The 14221-nt window shown below is 66.0% G+C and carries 17 protein-coding genes; 9 read left to right on the top strand and 8 right to left on the bottom strand.

The window, feature by feature from the left end:
- Positions 1-5: 5 nt before the first annotated feature.
- Positions 6-1211: a toxic anion resistance protein gene (locus tag A7X12_RS10760; RefSeq protein ID WP_064311627.1), complete on the bottom strand. Its 1206-nt coding sequence runs from the start codon at positions 1209-1211 to the stop codon at positions 6-8.
- Positions 1212-1399: 188 nt separating this feature from the next.
- Here A7X12_RS10760 and typA point away from each other — a divergent pair, with 188 nt between their 5' ends.
- Positions 1400-3241 carry a translational GTPase TypA gene (typA, locus tag A7X12_RS10765; RefSeq protein ID WP_064311628.1) on the top strand — a complete coding sequence of 614 codons (1842 nt, stop codon included), beginning with the start codon at positions 1400-1402 and terminating at the stop codon, positions 3239-3241.
- Positions 3242-3390: 149 nt separating this feature from the next.
- Here the strand turns inward: typA and A7X12_RS10770 are convergent, their stop codons facing one another.
- A complete protein-coding gene (locus A7X12_RS10770) occupies positions 3391-3915 on the bottom strand; it encodes a rhodanese-like domain-containing protein (protein ID WP_064311629.1) in 525 nt (174 codons plus the stop codon).
- On the bottom strand, positions 3912-4241 hold the full coding sequence (locus A7X12_RS10775; RefSeq protein WP_232318458.1) for an ArsR/SmtB family transcription factor: 330 nt from the start codon (positions 4239-4241) through the stop codon (positions 3912-3914). Before A7X12_RS10775 ends, A7X12_RS10770 begins: the two co-directional genes overlap by 4 nt.
- A 118-nt stretch (positions 4242-4359) precedes the next feature.
- Here A7X12_RS10775 and A7X12_RS26770 point away from each other — a divergent pair, with 118 nt between their 5' ends.
- Entirely contained in the window at positions 4360-4686 is a 327-nt protein-coding gene (locus tag A7X12_RS26770; RefSeq protein WP_443029302.1) for a carboxymuconolactone decarboxylase family protein, read from the top strand.
- Here the strand turns inward: A7X12_RS26770 and A7X12_RS10780 are convergent.
- The gene (locus tag A7X12_RS10780) at positions 4655-5278 is read right to left on the bottom strand and encodes an FxDxF family PEP-CTERM protein (protein ID WP_064311630.1); all 624 of its coding nucleotides are present in this window, start codon (positions 5276-5278) and stop codon (positions 4655-4657) included. The genes A7X12_RS26770 and A7X12_RS10780 overlap by 32 nt on opposite strands.
- 251 nt (positions 5279-5529) lie before the next feature.
- Here A7X12_RS10780 and A7X12_RS10785 point away from each other — a divergent pair, with 251 nt between their 5' ends.
- Together A7X12_RS10785 and A7X12_RS10790 are read left to right on the top strand one after the other, a co-directional pair.
- On the top strand, positions 5530-6333 hold the full coding sequence (locus tag A7X12_RS10785; protein WP_443029301.1) for an N-acyl amino acid synthase FeeM domain-containing protein: 804 nt from the start codon (positions 5530-5532) through the stop codon (positions 6331-6333).
- An 83-nt stretch (positions 6334-6416) separates the two neighbouring features.
- On the top strand, positions 6417-7037 hold the full coding sequence (locus tag A7X12_RS10790) for a hypothetical protein (protein WP_064311632.1): 621 nt from the start codon (positions 6417-6419) through the stop codon (positions 7035-7037).
- Here the strand turns inward: A7X12_RS10790 and A7X12_RS10795 are convergent.
- Positions 6928-7344 (bottom strand): EVE domain-containing protein, encoded by a 417-nt coding sequence (locus A7X12_RS10795; protein WP_064311633.1) that lies wholly within the window; start codon positions 7342-7344, stop codon positions 6928-6930. The genes A7X12_RS10790 and A7X12_RS10795 overlap by 110 nt on opposite strands.
- 127 nt (positions 7345-7471) lie before the next feature.
- Between A7X12_RS10795 and A7X12_RS10800 the strand changes: the two genes are divergently transcribed.
- The 4 genes from A7X12_RS10800 to A7X12_RS10815 all read left to right on the top strand — a co-directional run bounded on the left by A7X12_RS10800 (position 7472) and on the right by A7X12_RS10815 (position 11676).
- On the top strand, positions 7472-7837 hold the full coding sequence (locus tag A7X12_RS10800; RefSeq protein WP_064311634.1) for a hypothetical protein: 366 nt from the start codon (positions 7472-7474) through the stop codon (positions 7835-7837).
- A gap of 68 nt (positions 7838-7905) precedes the next feature.
- Positions 7906-9546, top strand: coding sequence for an FAD-dependent oxidoreductase (locus A7X12_RS10805; protein WP_064311635.1), 1641 nt, complete (start codon positions 7906-7908; stop codon positions 9544-9546).
- 15 nt (positions 9547-9561) lie between these two features.
- Positions 9562-9861, top strand: coding sequence for a DUF3297 family protein (locus A7X12_RS10810; protein WP_064311636.1), 300 nt, complete (start codon positions 9562-9564; stop codon positions 9859-9861).
- A 189-nt stretch (positions 9862-10050) separates the two neighbouring features.
- Positions 10051-11676 (top strand): alpha-L-fucosidase, encoded by a 1626-nt coding sequence (locus A7X12_RS10815; RefSeq protein WP_064311637.1) that lies wholly within the window; start codon positions 10051-10053, stop codon positions 11674-11676.
- A gap of 52 nt (positions 11677-11728) precedes the next feature.
- Here the strand turns inward: A7X12_RS10815 and A7X12_RS10820 are convergent, their stop codons facing one another.
- Complete coding sequence (locus A7X12_RS10820) at positions 11729-12352, bottom strand: DNA-3-methyladenine glycosylase family protein (RefSeq protein ID WP_064311638.1); 624 nt, start codon at positions 12350-12352, stop codon at positions 11729-11731.
- Positions 12353-12415: 63 nt separating this feature from the next.
- Between A7X12_RS10820 and A7X12_RS10825 the strand changes: the two genes are divergently transcribed.
- The gene (locus A7X12_RS10825; RefSeq protein ID WP_064311720.1) at positions 12416-12733 is read left to right on the top strand and encodes a 2Fe-2S iron-sulfur cluster-binding protein; all 318 of its coding nucleotides are present in this window, start codon (positions 12416-12418) and stop codon (positions 12731-12733) included.
- A 21-nt stretch (positions 12734-12754) separates the two neighbouring features.
- Here the strand turns inward: A7X12_RS10825 and A7X12_RS10830 are convergent, their stop codons facing one another.
- Positions 12755-13645, bottom strand: a complete 891-nt coding sequence (locus A7X12_RS10830) for a glycoside hydrolase family 16 protein (RefSeq protein ID WP_064311639.1) — start codon at positions 13643-13645, stop codon at positions 12755-12757.
- Positions 13645-14181: a translation initiation factor IF-3 gene (infC, locus tag A7X12_RS10835; RefSeq protein ID WP_029623153.1), complete on the bottom strand. Its 537-nt coding sequence runs from the start codon at positions 14179-14181 to the stop codon at positions 13645-13647. Before infC ends, A7X12_RS10830 begins: the two co-directional genes overlap by 1 nt.
- Positions 14182-14221: the final 40 nt, after the last annotated feature.

Genomic DNA, 14221 nt, shown 5'->3' on the forward strand with positions numbered 1-14221 from the left:
GCGGTTTACATCGCCTCCAGCTTGAAACCGTCCGTCGGGCCGCCGAGCCGGTTCTGCTCGGCACCCTCCGCGCGGGCGATATAGCCCTTCGACTTCTCGACCTCGTTCGACAGCGTGTTGACCGTCACCTTCATGTTGTCGAGCGCCTTCAGCTTGAAGGTGTCGATCGCGTCCATCGTGTCGTAGATGTTCTGGAAAGCGCGCTGCAGCGTCTCGACCGGGATGGTGGAGCTCGCCGCCTGTTCGTGGATGGCCGCGGTCTGGCTCTTGAGCAGCTGGCCGGTCGACTCGATCAGGTTGGCGGTGGTGGTGTTGAGCGCGGTGATCTGGTCGAGCACCAGCTTCTGGTTGTTGAGCGCCTGCGCGACGGTGACCGCCGTGCGAAGTGCCGAGACGGTGGTGGTGGAGGCGCGGTCGACGCCCTTGATCAGCTCGACATTGTTCTTCTTGACCAGATCGAGCGCGAGATAGCCCTGCACCGTCACCGCCATCTGGGTGAGCAGGTCCTGGGTGCGCTGGCGGACATAGAAGAGCGCGGTCTCGCGGATCGCCTTGGCCTTGGCGGGATCGGTGTGATCCAGCTCGTTGGCCTTGTCCTCCAGCTTCTCGTCCATCGCCTTGGAGAGATAGATCATCTGCTCCAGCCGGCCCATCGCGTTCCACAGGTTCGCGCGCTCGGTGGCGATCGCGGCATTGTCCTGCAGCAGCTCGTCCTTGCCGTTGGCAAGGCTCTTCAGGATGCCGTTGATGTGGCTCTGCGACGACTGGTACTTGCGGAAATAGTTGGTCAGCGCGCCGCCGCCGAAGATCTTCGAGAGGAAGCCGTCCTTGCCGCCGATCAGCTTGCCGTTGCGCGAGGGGTCGAGCTCTTCCACCGTCTTGCGCAGTGCCAGCAGGTCGGCGCCGACGCCGCTGTCATTGCCCATCGCGCGCACCGGGCGATCGAGGAAACGGTTGGACTGGCCGGCGGCGTCGCGGATTTCCTTCTGGCCCATCGCCGCGATCGCATCGACGCGCTTGCCGAATTCCGGCGAATTGACGTCCTGCGCGATCAGCTCGTCGATAAAGCCGGTGACCCGCTTGTCGAGTTCGGACTTCTTGGTGTCTTCGACCGGCACCAGCCCGGCCGCCTTTTCGGGCGCCACGGTGGGGACGGGATCCGGGGGCGTGAGCACCAGACCCTGTTCTGCGGTTTCCGTCACAGTCGCCATCGTCGCTCTCTCTCCAACTCCGTAGGGATAACCATGCAGGCGAAGCACGTATCCCGCAAGTGTGGTATATGGCTATGGCACTATGTGTTTCAACGGGAATGCCGTTTGCAGCAGGGGCCTTCCCGCGACGCACCATTTCGGCTATGGGCCCGCCCGTACGCGCGCTTCCGCGCCAATCAGGAAATCGCATGAACCTCCGTAACGTGGCGATTATCGCACACGTCGACCATGGCAAGACCACCCTCGTCGACCAGCTCTTCCGCCAGTCCGGCACCTTCCGCGACAACCAGCGCGTCGAAGAGCGTGCGATGGACTCGAACGATCTCGAAAAGGAGCGCGGGATCACGATTCTCGCCAAGCCGACCTCGGTCGACTGGTCGCCGGACGGCACGGAAGAGAACAGCATCCGCATCAACATCGTCGATACGCCCGGCCACGCCGACTTCGGCGGCGAGGTGGAGCGCATCCTGAGCATGGTCGACGGCGTGATCCTGCTGGTCGACTCGTCGGAAGGCGCGATGCCGCAGACCAAGTTCGTGACCGGCAAGGCGCTGAAGCTGGGCCTGCGTCCGATCGTGGTCGTCAACAAGATCGACCGTGCCGATTCGCGCGTGCAGGAAGTGCTCGACGAAGTGTTCGACCTGTTCGTCACGCTCGAAGCGACCGACGAGCAGCTCGACTTCCCGGTGCTCTACGCCTCGGGCCGCAACGGTTATGCCTCGACCGACCAGGACGCACGCGAGGGCACGCTGACCCCGCTGTTCCAGAAGATCGTCGACCATGTGCCGCCGCCGCAGGTGGACGAAGAGGCCGAGTTCAAGTTCCTCGTGACGCTGCTCGACCGCGACAACTTCCTCGGCCGTATCCTCACCGGCCGCGTCGAGAGCGGCACGGTGCGCCTCAACCAGCCGATCCACGCGCTGGATAATGACGGCAACATCGTCGAGACCGGCCGCGCCTCCAAGATCATGTCGTTCCGCGGCCTCGATCGCGTGCCGGTGGAAGAAGCCAAGGCAGGCGACATCATCAGCCTCGCCGGCCTCGCCGTCGCCACCGTGTCGAACACCATCGCCGACACCTCGGTGAGCGAGCCGCTGCACGCGCAGCCGATCGATCCGCCGACGCTGTCGATGCGCTTCGCCGTCAACGACTCGCCGATGGCGGGCCGCGAGGGCAGCAAGGTGACCAGCCGCATGATCCGCGACCGCCTGTTCCGCGAGGCGGAATCGAACGTCGCGATCAAGATCACCGAGAGCGACGAGAAGGACAGCTTCGAAGTCGCCGGCCGCGGCGAGCTTCAGCTGGGCGTGCTGATCGAGACGATGCGCCGCGAGGGCTTCGAGCTCGGCATCAGCCGTCCGCGCGTGCTGTTCCGCGACGGCGAGAACGGCCGTGAAGAGCCGTACGAAACCGTCGTGATCGACGTGGACGAGGAATTCTCGGGCACGGTCGTCGACAAGATGAACCAGCGCAAGGCCGAGATGACCGACATGCGTCCGAGCGGTGGCGGCAAGACCCGCATCACCTTCTCGGCACCGTCGCGCGGCCTGATCGGCTATCACGGCGAGTTCCTCTCGGACACCCGCGGCACCGGCATCATGAACCGCCTGTTCGAGAAGTACGGGCCGTACAAGGGCAAGATCGAAGGCCGCAAGAACGGCGTGCTGATCTCCAACGGCGCCGGCGAAGCGCAGGGCTATGCGCTGGGTCCGCTCGAAGAGCGCGGCATCCTGTTCGTCGGCCATGGCGAAGCGCTGTATGAAGGCATGATCATCGGCGAGAACGCCAAGACGGAAGACCTCGAGGTCAACCCGATGAAGGCGAAGCAGCTGACCAACTTCCGCGCCTCGGGCGGCAAGGACGATGCGATCCGCCTGACCCCGCCGAAGAAGATGACGCTGGAACAGGCCATCGCGTACATCGACGACGACGAGATGGTGGAAGTGACCCCGAAGAACATCCGTCTTCGCAAGCGCTTCCTCGACCCGAACGAGCGCAAGCGCGCGAGCCGGGCGAAGTCGGCCGCGTAAGCGACGGCGCCAGGACGAAGAAAGGGCCCCTGCCGGTAACGGCGGGGGCTTTTTCGTTTTGGGGCGGCATTTGCCTGCAGGGCGTTTCTGCGCCGCGACCATGCGCCGGGGGAGGAAATGCCTCGTGGTGGGGCGCCGTCGTCGCGCCGCTAGGCCACGCGGTTCCACGGCATGCGTTGCAGCGCCATCCCGAGCCCGCACCAGCCGCTGACCCCCGCAAAGGCCAGCATGCACCCGAAGAACCCCGCCGCGTAGAAGCCCGGCGCGAACCCGACCAGCCCCGCGAGCGTGCCGGCGAACACCAGTAGCCCGACGATCATCTGCACCTGACGGAAGATGGAGACGCGCGGAGCACCGGCACCCGCCAGCGGCAGCCCGGCAGCGGTCCAGGCCTCAATGCCGCCGTCCAGGTTGCGCACGCGCTCCCCCAGGCTGCGCTCCGCCAGCGTACAGGCCCGGGCGCCGCGCGCGCCTTTCTGGCATTGGAAGATCAGCAACCGGTGCTTCGGCAGATCGGCATCGGCAAGCAGCGCCGGCAGGCTGCCCAGCGGAATCGAGGCGGCATAGGGAATATGGCTGGCCCGGAATTCGTCGGGTTCGCGCACATCGATCAGCAGGGCCTCACCCCGGGCGAGCAGGCGGTGCGCCTCGGGGGCGCCAATGGTGGCGGTCATGCGTCTTCCTTTCCGCAGAAATGCGCGTGGAGCACCGCCATCAGATCCCGGGCGGCCGGGTGGGTGATTGTATAGAAGAGGGTGCGATGCTCGCGCCGGGCCGCGACGATGCCCTCCTCCTTCAGCTTGTTCAGGTGCTGCGACATCGAGGTGGGCGCGATGCCCGTCGCCCCGATCAGCGCGCCGACGCTGCGCTCCCCCTCGACCAGTGCGCAGAGGATCAGCAGCCGGTGTGGATTGGCGAGGCCGGAAAGCAGCGCGGCGGCACCGGCGGCCTTGGGTGCCATCGCCTTCATCAGGAAATTCTCGGGAGAGCTTGCGTTCATTCCATGATGATATCAATTCATGGATATGTAAATCAATAGGGGCGCCCCATGGCCAAGGCTGCGGGGGCGGAGGGCGCGGAGGGCGCGGGTCGAGGCCAAGGCCAAGGCACTGATCGCGCTGGCGATCGGCGTCTCGCAGCGCTGTGACGGTCGTATCGGCTTTCATGCCAGGGCGCTGGTCGGCATGGGCACCCGCCGCGCCGAGGTGGCGGACGTCATGGCAATGTGCGTGTATATGGGCGGTTGCCCGGCGCTGATGGATGCGGCTGATGCGCTGCGCGCTATGATCGGTTTGCCGACAAAGCCACCTGAGCGGGGCGCGTCCGGTGCGATGGGCTGCTGCCTCCTGCACATAAAGAAAAGAGCCGCCGATGGGGATCGGCGGCTCTTAAGGTCAACGGAAGTTCCGCTTGTTACGCGGCGTCGTACGCAACGCGGGTGCTGACTGCACGACGACGACGCGTCGCGAAGCCGATGCCGCCCATGCCGAGGATCATCATGCCCCACGAAGCCGGCTCCGGCACGCCCGACGGCATGAAGGTGGCGTTGCCGCCATAAGACCCCAGGCCGCGCGAAATGCCGGTCACGGTGACCGAGTTCAGCTCGCCGAACTTGACCATCGCGTCGGTGACCGAGAAGGTCTCGCCCGCGCCGCAGGTGCCCACGCTGCGATCGGTGCAGAAAACGCCGTTGATGTCGGTCAGGGTGCGGATGGCAGCACGGCCGTTCACCATCACCGAGGTGATGTCGAGATCGGTCATCATGCCGAAGCCGCCCTTGGTCACGCCGGTCGTGACCGAGCCGCTGCCGACGCCGTTCTGGGGGATGGTGAACTGGAAGATGTCGGTGAATTCGCCGGCGGCGATGCCGGTGTGACCGAAGGTTGCCGCGATCGGGCCCTTGAAGATGTCACCGGCGACGACGAAGGTCGTGCCCGTCGGCTGGACGCTCGGCGTGATGATCGTGGCGGCGTTGGCGACGGTCGCCGACGCGAGGAGCGCGGGCGCCGCCGCGAACAGGAGGAGAGAACGCTTCATACAGTTGACCTTCCGCTTGGTTAATGCGTCGTTAATCACTTCGCGCTGGCCTAACCTCTTGAGTTCTTGATGGTTCCCGGGTTTTGAGAAAAGGCTGTGCGGGGCTTTGCGGAGTTGACGCGCGAAAGTTCCACTATGGCACACAATTTGGCGCGGGAAACCCTCATATTGCCGCTAAACCCTTTTACGCATTGGGAAAATCTTCACCGCTGGGGGTGCCTAACAAGGCGAGCGGTGGAGGAGAAAAGCGGGTGGGGTACGGGTCGCATATACCGGCCGCGCAGGCGTGCGCGTGCCATGGAAATCATCAGAATAACGTCGTCGCTCCGCCTTCAGGGGAGCGCTTTTTTCACGACGGCGTAGGGATCGGAATAGCCCGGGGCGCGACCGATCATGCGCGCGCGGCCGGGCTGCTCAACCGGATGTACGGGTGGCGCGGCTATGGGTCGGGCCATGCACTGCCGACGGGCGAGCATTGCACCACCTTCCTGGCGGAAACCGAGCATGCGGTGATCGGGACCTTGTCGCTGGCGGTGGACCATTCCGGCGGACTGGCGGCGGACCACACGTTTCGGGACATATTGGACGAATTCCGCAAGACGCCGGGGGCAAGTCTTTGCGAACTGGCGAAATTCGCGTTCGATACGTCCCGGCCCGCCAAGAGCCGGCTTGCGGCGCTGTTCCACACGGTGCTGATCTTCGGTTCGTCCGAATATAACTGCACCGATCTGTTCATCGAGGTGAACCCCCGGCACAAGGCGTTCTACGAGGCGGCGCTGGGATTTCGGGCGGTGGCGGAACCGCGGACCAACCGGAGTGTCAACGCGCCTTCCTACCTGCTGTGGCTGAGCGTCGACGCGATCCGGCAGCAGATTGAGGCCGTGCGCCGTAACCAGGCGATGGGCAAGCATTCGCTCTACCCTTATTTCCTCTCGCCGGTTGAAGAGCGGCGCGTTGCGGAGGCACTGGAGGGCCGGACCCAGCCGGCCCCGGCGTCGAGGATGCTGGGCCATCTGCCCGGCTGCGATCATGGGCACGCGGTCGCGCAGGGTTGAGGCGGACTGCGGCGGCGGAACGGGCTTCCGATTCCGCCGCGGCCATGATCTAAGGGGGGCCGGTCTTGCCGGGAGAGTCTGCGATGTTGCTGGCCGCGTTGCTGTTGGGAATGTCGTTGCAGGACCGGGCGGCTGCGGTACCCCCGGGCGCCACCTTGGCCGCGCCCGAACGGACGGCGGACGGGTCGCAGCGCTGGTCGGTGCTGGCGGATCCCTGCGCCTCGGCCCAGACCGGCGGCAATCAGATCGTGGTGTGCGGCACGGGCGAGCAGGCGCCGCGCCTGCCGCTGCCGGACGAGCGCGGCCCGCCTGATCGTCCGATGCCGAGCAACCCCAATTTGACCGGGATCGGCGCGCTGGAGGCGGTGCCCACGCCGTGCGCGGCGCGGGTGGGCGGCTGCCAGGTCGGCGTCGACCTCTTCGGCGCGGCGACGACGCTGGTGCGTGGCGTCGGCAAGATCATCAGCCCAGACAGCTGCTGCGAAGAGCCGGGGGAATCGACCAATATCTTCAAGCTGGTCGGCGATGCCGGCAAGGGCGTGGGGCGTGCCTTCAAGAAGAAGCCCGACAAGTCGAACCGCGTGCCGATCGACCTCAGCGATCCGGTGCCGCCAACCCGCCCATCTCCAGCAGCACCGTCCATTCCGCCGGTCGCACCGGCGTCACCGACAGGCGCGACTGGCGCACCATCTCAAGATCCTTGAGCCGCGGCTCGGCCTTGATATCGGGAAGGGGCACGGGGGTGGCGAGCGGGTGGAGCGCCTTCACTTCGACGCTCGCCCATTTGCCGTCGTCGCCGTCCGGCTGCCAGGCGCGGGTGATCTCCATGATGCCGACCGCGGCCTTCTGGATGTTGGAATGGTAGAAGATCGCCTGATCGCCGGGGACCATCTCTTTCAGGAAATTGCGCGCGGTATAGTTGCGCACGCCGTTCCATTCGGTGCTGCCGTCGCGCACCAGGTCGTGCCAGCCATAGACATCGGGTTCGGAGCGAAGGATCCAGTAGGCCATGCCGCCCGTTACCCAGCTAAACCGCGGCTGAATAGCCGGTTCCGCACCGATTAAGCCGCGATCCTGCACAAGGCTGGTATCGGGCCCGCACGACTCGCGGCTGCCCTGGAGGTGAGGAGCAAATAGGATGAACCATCTGGCCAAGAAGCTGGTCCTGGGCATCGCGGGTGCCGCGAGCCTGCTGGCCGCCGCCGCGCCCGCCCAGGCGCAGGACTGGCGCTGGCATCGCCATTATTACCGCGATCGCGGCGGCGACGTAGCGGGTGCTGCGCTGGTGGCGGGCATCGCAGGGTTGGCGATCGGCGCCGCGATCTCGAACGACCGCCGCTATGACTATGATCGCCGCTTCTATCGCGAGCGCGGCTACTACCCGACGGACGGCTATTGGTACCGGGATAACTATCCGCGATATCGCTATTATGAATATTGCGACGTGCGGCGGGTGTGGGACCCGTATCTCGGCCGCCCGGTACTGGTTCGCTATTGCGACTGAGCCAGCGCGACGCGCGACCATCTGATGAGATGGGTCGCGCGTTGCACGCGGGGCGCTAGGGTGGGCGCATGGCACCTTCCGAATCGCTCGACCCGGCCGATCCCTATGCGCGATCCGCCCAGACCTTCCCGGTCCTGCCACCCGAGATGATGGCGCGCATGGCCGCCTTCGGCACCGAGGAGGCGGTGGCGGAGGGCGCCGTCCTCTATGCGCGCGGCGACCATAGCGTCGATTTCTTCCTGTGCCTGGGCGGCGGGATAGCGATCATCGATACCGACGCCGAGGGGCGCGAACACGTATTTCACACGCATGGACCCGGCCAGTTCACCGGCGAGCTGGACCTGTTCAACGACCGCAAGATCCTGGTCAGCGCCCGGGCACTGCCGGGCAGTCGCGTCGTGCGGATCGAGCGTGCCGCCTTCCGCAGGATGATGGTGGCCGAGCCCGATATCGGTGAGATCGTGATGCGCGCCTTCATCCTCCGCCGCGTCGGATTGCTGCGCCACAGCGATGCGGGCGTGGCGCTGGCCGGGCCGGGACATGGCGCGGACATGGGCCGGATCGAGACCTTCCTCACCCGCAACGCGATGCCGCACCGTCGGATCGACACCGATACCGATCCGGATGCGGCGGGCTTCCTCGAATGTTTCGCTCTGACCGATGCCGACCTGCCGGTGGTGGTGCTGGCCGGGCAGGTGCTGCGCAACCCCGCCAATGCCGCGCTGGCCGATGCGCTGGGCCTGGCGACCGCGCTGGATCCCGAAAAGGTCCACGACGTCGCGGTCGTAGGCGCCGGGCCGGCCGGGCTGGCAGCCGCGGTCTATGCCGCGTCCGAGGGGCTGGAGACGATCGTGATCGAGGCGGTCGCGCCCGGTGGGCAGGCGGGGACGAGCTCGAAGATCGAGAATTATCTGGGCTTCCCCACCGGCATTTCGGGGCAGGCGCTGGCCGGCCGTGCGCAGGTGCAGGCGCAGAAGTTCGGCGCGCGGCTGCTCGTCTCGCGATCGGTCGTCCGGATCGAATGCGAGCAGCGGCCGCTGCGGCTGCATCTCGACGACGGCGGCACGCTGCAGGCACGCGCGGTGGTGGTCGCGACGGGCGCGCGCTACCGCAAGCTCGACCTGCCGCGCTATGCCGAGCTTGAGGGCAACGGCATCTATTATGCCGCCACGGCGATGGAGGCTGGGCTGTGCGCGGGCTCCGACGTGGTGGTCGTCGGCGGTGGCAACTCGGCGGGACAGGCAGCGGTGTTCCTCGCCCGACATGCCGCCCATGTTCATGTGCTGGTGCGGGGACCCGGGCTTGCCGCGACCATGTCGCGCTATTTGATCGATCGGATCGAGGCATCGGACCAGATCACCTTGCACCCCTTTACCGAAGTCACTGCGCTGCAGGGCCAGCGGTCACTGAGCGGCGTCACCTGGACCAACCGCAAGACCGGTGCATCGGAGGCGCGCACGGTAGGCGCGCTGTTCGTAATGATCGGCGCGGTGCCCAACACCAGCTGGCTGGAGGGCTGTGTGGATCTCGACGGCGGCGGCTTTGTGCGGACGGGAAGCGGGGATACCTTTTTCTGCTCGTCGGCCCCGGGCGTGTTCGCGGTGGGCGACGTGCGCTCCGGTTCGGTCAAGCGCGTGGCCTCCGGCGTGGGCGAGGGATCGGTGGTGGTTTCCGCCATCCACCGCTATCTTGAACCCGCGCCCGAATGACGGCATGAGCCGCGCATGAGCGATACTCCTCCCGATCGTCTGTCGGTCAACCCGAGCAGCCCCTATTTCACCCGCGAACTGCTGGAGCGCGGCGTCGGCATCAAGTTCAAGGGCGTCGAGCGCCGCGATGTCGAGGAATATTGCATCTCCGAAGGCTGGGTGCGCGTGGCACTGGGCAAGAAGACCGACCGCAAGGGCAACCCGCTGACGATCAAGCTGGTCGGTCCGGTGGAAGCCTGGTTCCAGAGCGGCGGCGACGTGGCGGCGGATGCGGCGCAGGAAGAGGTAAAGGGCGAGGACGGCGCGGAGGGCTGAGCCCGACCGACCGCGCGCCACGGGCGCGCGGGTTTGCCGTTACGTAAACCCGCGCCGCCGCCCTCAAGGGGCTGGCGGCCCAAGCTTTATTGCACAGGTGAAATTGAAATCCGCTTGCGCAATCCAAGCGGTCGATCATGATGCGCCTCCTGTCGGTTCGGTAGGGCCGACAACAGACAGGAGGGTGATATGCGCCTGGATCGCCGATCGATGCTTTCCGCAGCCGGGTTGAGTCTGGGTGCGGTGGCAAGCGGAGCGCGCGCGGCGGCAAGCAGGGAACCCTTCAGCGCCGATTGGCGGTCGTTCACGCAAGGCTACCAGGCGCCCGACTGGTTCCGCGACGCGAAGTTCGGAATCTGGGCACATTGGTCGGCGCAGTGCGTGCCAGAGTCGGGCGACTGGTATGCCCGTGAAATGTACCTCCAGGGCACGCGTGCGTATCAGCATCACATCGCCCATTACGGACACCCTTCGCAGACCGGTTTCATGGAAATGTACCCGCGCTGGACGGCGGCGCGGTGGGATCCGGAGCGGCTGATTGGCCTGTATCAGCGCGCAGGCGCCAAATATTTCATGGCGCTCGCCAATCACCACGACAATTTCGATACCTATGCCTCCAGCCACCACGCCTGGAATGCGGTTCGGATCGGCCCTCGGCAGGACATCATCGGTCGGTGGAGCAAGCTGGTGCGCGAGCGGGGGATGCGCTTCGGTGTCTCCAACCATTCGGCCCATGCATGGCACTGGTTACAGCCTGCCTATGGCTATGATCCGGAGGGGCCGCAGGCGGGCCGGCGCTATGACGCGGCTTGGCTGACCAAGGCCGCCGGGCACGGAAAATGGTGGGACGGGCTGGACCCGCAACAGCTCTACACCGGCGCGACCATGAAAATGCCGGATGGCGTCACCACCATCAAGGCAGCCAATGCCTGGCATGAAGCGCATGACCGGATCTGGACCGAAACGCCCCCCGCGGCCAATCCGTGGTTCACGCAGAACTGGTTCCTGCGCTGCAAGGATCTGATCGATCGGTATCGCCCCGACATGATCTATTTCGACAATTTCGATCTGCCCCTCGGCCAGGCCGGGCTCGACATCACGGCGCATTTCTACAACCAGTCGATGCGCTGGCACGATGGCCGCAACGAAGCGGTGGTGACCGCCAAGGGAACGGCGGCGGAGCGTCGCGGCGGCATCGTTGACGATGTCGAACGCGGGGTGCACGACCAGATTCAACCCTATCCGTTTCAGACTGACACATGCCTCGGAAACTGGCACTATGATCGCGCGCTGTATGAGCGCGACGGGTACAAGACCCCGGCCAAGGTCCTGCACACGCTGTGCGACGTGGTTTCCAAGAACGGCAATCTGATGCTGTCCGTGCCGATGCGCGGCGACGGCACGATCGACGAAAAGGAAGAGGCGGTGGTGGAAGGCATCGCCGCCTGGATGGGGCAATATGGCGCGGCCATCTACGGGACGCGGCCCTGGCACCAGTTCGGCGAGGGCCCTACGCGCCCCAAGAGCGGCGACTTCAACGAGGGGGCGCCGACATCGCCCTATACCGCGCAGGATATCCGCTATGTCCGCAAGGGTGCCGCGGTGCACGCTTTCGTCCTGGGTTGGCCCGAGGACGGCGTGGCCCGATTGCCGGCGCTCGCCAAGCGGGGAACGGTGGCGCGGGTGACACTGCCGGGACAATCGGCACCGCTTGCGGCACGTATCGAGGGGGATGCGCTGGCGGTCACCCTGCCTGATGAACGGCGCAACCCGATCGGCGTCGCGTTGATTGTCGAGGGCGACGGGCTGGTGTGAACACGGGACGCGTGGGCGCGGCGGCGCATGCCCCAAGCGCGCCCGCGACGGTTCAGATGGCGCTCTTCACCATCCCATAATGATGCCAGGCGAAGATCGCCGCCGCGCCCCGGTGCGGACGCCAGGCTTCGGACCATTGCCGCGTCTGCTTCTCGCTCGGCCGTTCGGGATGGCCGAGGATGCGGCCGATCTCGATCTGCACCGCCAGATCGCCGGCCGGCCAGATGTCTGGCCGCCCCTCGGCGAACAGCAGATAGATTTCCGCGGACCATCGGCCAATGCCCTTGATGCGCGTGAGTGCGGTGATCGCCTCCTCGTCGTCCGCCGGCAGTGCATCGAGGTTGAGCGTGCTGCTGGTCACCTCGTCGGCGAGGCTGCGGGCATAGCCCATTTTCTGGCGCGACAAGCCGGCACTCCGCAGCAGCTCGTCGCTGGCTGCGACCAGCAGGGCGGGATCCTCGGCATCGCCCAGCGCCGCATCGAGCTTGTTCCATACCGCCTTGGCGGAGGCCACGCTTACCTGCTGGCCCAGGATCGTTCGGAGCAGCGTGGCATAGCCGGGTTCGCGGATGCGCGGCTCGGGATAGCCGGCGCGTTCCAGCGCGGCGGCGAAGGCGGGTTCGAGCGCCGCCAATGCGTCGATCGACCCCTTCAGCTGGTCGGCGGTCAGGCCCATGGATTGGCTCCTTGAAACGGGCTCGGTTCACCGGCATGGACGCCGGGAACCAAGGAGATGCAGATGCCCCAGCTTACGGTCGTGACGCGTGATGGAACCGAACGCACGGTAACCGGCGAGGCCGGTCTCAGTGTGATGGAAGTGATTCGCGACAATGGCTTCGACGAACTGCTGGCGCTGTGCGGCGGCTGCTGCAGCTGCGCCACCTGCCATGTCCATGTCGACCCGGAATTTGCGGACAAACTGCCGAAGATGAGCATGGACGAGGACGATCTGCTCGACAGCACGAGCGATCGCGACGCGACCTCGCGGCTTTCGTGCCAGTTGCCCTTCACCGATGCGCTGGATGGCCTGCGCGTGCGGATCGCCGCCGAGGATTGAGCGAAGGCAGGGGCGGGCAGATCACCGCCCCTTTGCCTGGTCCGCGGTTTGCCAGACGCGGACATAGTCGACCTCCATCCGCGACGGGAAGGCGGCGGGGTCGATACCATGGGTGCCGCCCCAGCCGCCGACCGCGACGTTGAGCAGCAGATATTGCGGCTTGTCGAACGGCCAGGTGGCGGGATCGCCCTTATGGTCGTTATCGAAGCGCATATAGGCATGGCCGTCGACGCCGATCAGGATGCGGTCCTTGTTCCAGTCGAGCTGATAGCTGTGGAAGGCGGTGCAGGCGTCCTTCACCTGCGTCGTTGCGCCCTTCTGGGTGTGCTGGGCATGGTTGAAAGCGCCGGTGTGGATGGTGCCGTGGACCGTCTGCGGGTCCCAGCCGACCAGCTCCATCATGTCGATCTCGCCGAGTCGCGGCCAGCCGCCGCTGCCGTCCGTCCCGAGCAGCCATATTGCCGGCCATAGCCCCTTGCCGCAGGCGAGCTTCGCGCGGACTTCCACAAAGCCATAGGTCCAGCTGGCGAGGCCACGGGTGCGGATGCGGGCGGAGCTATAGTCCTGGCCGCCATAATCAGGTTCGCGCGCGAGCCGCTCTCGGCGCGCCTCGATCACGAGACGGCCGTTCTCGATCCGCGCATTTTCGGCGCGATTCGCGGCGTAATATTGCAGCTCCTGGTTGTACCAGCCTTGGCGGTTGCGGGCGGTATCATAGGCCCAGCGCTTGGCGTCGGGCAGCCGCCCCGAGTCGAACGCGTCCGCCCACACGAGTCGCGCGCCCTTGGGCACGGCGATCGATTCGCTGGTGGCAGCAGGCGCGGGTGGCAAGGCGGCGGTCTGCGCGACCGCCGTTGCCGGCAGGAACCAGGCTGCGGCGGCGGCCGCCTGCGCGAACCGCCGCCGGCGCATCACTTGGGCGAGAGCACCATCAGCATCTGACGGCCTTCCATGCGCGGATAGCTCTCCACCTTTGCCACTTCCGCCGCATCCTGCTGGACGCGCTGGAGAAGCTGCATGCCGAGCTGACCATGCGAAAGCTCACGACCGCGGAAGCGCAGGGTGATCTTCACCTTGTCGCCTTCGCCGATGAACTTCAGCACGTTGCGCATCTTCACGTCGTAATCGTGATCGTCGATGTTCGGACGCATCTTGATCTCTTTGATCTCCTGCGTCTTCTGGGTCTTGCGTGCGAGGTTCGCCTTCTTCTGCGCCTCGTACTTGAACTTGCCCACATCGAGGAACTTGGCGACGGGCGGATCGGCGTTGGGCGACACTTCGACAAGGTCGAGCCCGACCTCGGCAGCCTGCGCCATCGCCTCGCGCGTGTACATCACGCCAAGGTTTTCGCCGTCCTGGTCGATCACGCGAACCTTGGGCGACTGGATGAATTCGTTAAACCGCGGCCCGTTCAGCGGCATCGCGGGCGCCATCGGGCGCCGGGGCATGGGAGAACGTATAAGACTGGCTCCTGTAGTTGATCAGCGC

Source organism: Sphingomonas sp. TDK1 (assembly GCF_001650735.1).
Classification (GTDB): Bacteria; Pseudomonadota; Alphaproteobacteria; order Sphingomonadales; family Sphingomonadaceae; genus Sphingomonas.

Excerpts from the sequence above, each read along its gene's own strand:
- A7X12_RS10760 (WP_064311627.1), bottom strand. The coding sequence starts at position 1,211 with ATGGCGACTGTGACGGAAACCGCAGAACAGGGTCTGGTGCTCACGCCC.
- typA (WP_064311628.1), top strand. The coding sequence starts at position 1,400 with ATGAACCTCCGTAACGTGGCGATTATCGCACACGTCGACCATGGCAAG.
- A7X12_RS10770 (WP_064311629.1), bottom strand. The coding sequence starts at position 3,915 with ATGACCGCCACCATTGGCGCCCCCGAGGCGCACCGCCTGCTCGCCCGG.
- A7X12_RS10775 (WP_232318458.1), bottom strand. The coding sequence starts at position 4,241 with ATGAACGCAAGCTCTCCCGAGAATTTCCTGATGAAGGCGATGGCACCC.
- A7X12_RS10780 (WP_064311630.1), bottom strand. The coding sequence starts at position 5,278 with ATGAAGCGTTCTCTCCTCCTGTTCGCGGCGGCGCCCGCGCTCCTCGCG.
- A7X12_RS10790 (WP_064311632.1), top strand. The coding sequence starts at position 6,417 with ATGTTGCTGGCCGCGTTGCTGTTGGGAATGTCGTTGCAGGACCGGGCG.
- A7X12_RS10795 (WP_064311633.1), bottom strand. The coding sequence starts at position 7,344 with ATGGCCTACTGGATCCTTCGCTCCGAACCCGATGTCTATGGCTGGCAC.
- A7X12_RS10800 (WP_064311634.1), top strand. The coding sequence starts at position 7,472 with ATGAACCATCTGGCCAAGAAGCTGGTCCTGGGCATCGCGGGTGCCGCG.
- A7X12_RS10805 (WP_064311635.1), top strand. The coding sequence starts at position 7,906 with ATGGCACCTTCCGAATCGCTCGACCCGGCCGATCCCTATGCGCGATCC.
- A7X12_RS10810 (WP_064311636.1), top strand. The coding sequence starts at position 9,562 with ATGAGCGATACTCCTCCCGATCGTCTGTCGGTCAACCCGAGCAGCCCC.
- A7X12_RS10815 (WP_064311637.1), top strand. The coding sequence starts at position 10,051 with ATGCGCCTGGATCGCCGATCGATGCTTTCCGCAGCCGGGTTGAGTCTG.
- A7X12_RS10820 (WP_064311638.1), bottom strand. The coding sequence starts at position 12,352 with ATGGGCCTGACCGCCGACCAGCTGAAGGGGTCGATCGACGCATTGGCG.
- A7X12_RS10825 (WP_064311720.1), top strand. The coding sequence starts at position 12,416 with ATGCCCCAGCTTACGGTCGTGACGCGTGATGGAACCGAACGCACGGTA.
- A7X12_RS10830 (WP_064311639.1), bottom strand. The coding sequence starts at position 13,645 with ATGCGCCGGCGGCGGTTCGCGCAGGCGGCCGCCGCCGCAGCCTGGTTC.
- infC (WP_029623153.1), bottom strand. The coding sequence starts at position 14,181 with ATGCCCCGGCGCCCGATGGCGCCCGCGATGCCGCTGAACGGGCCGCGG.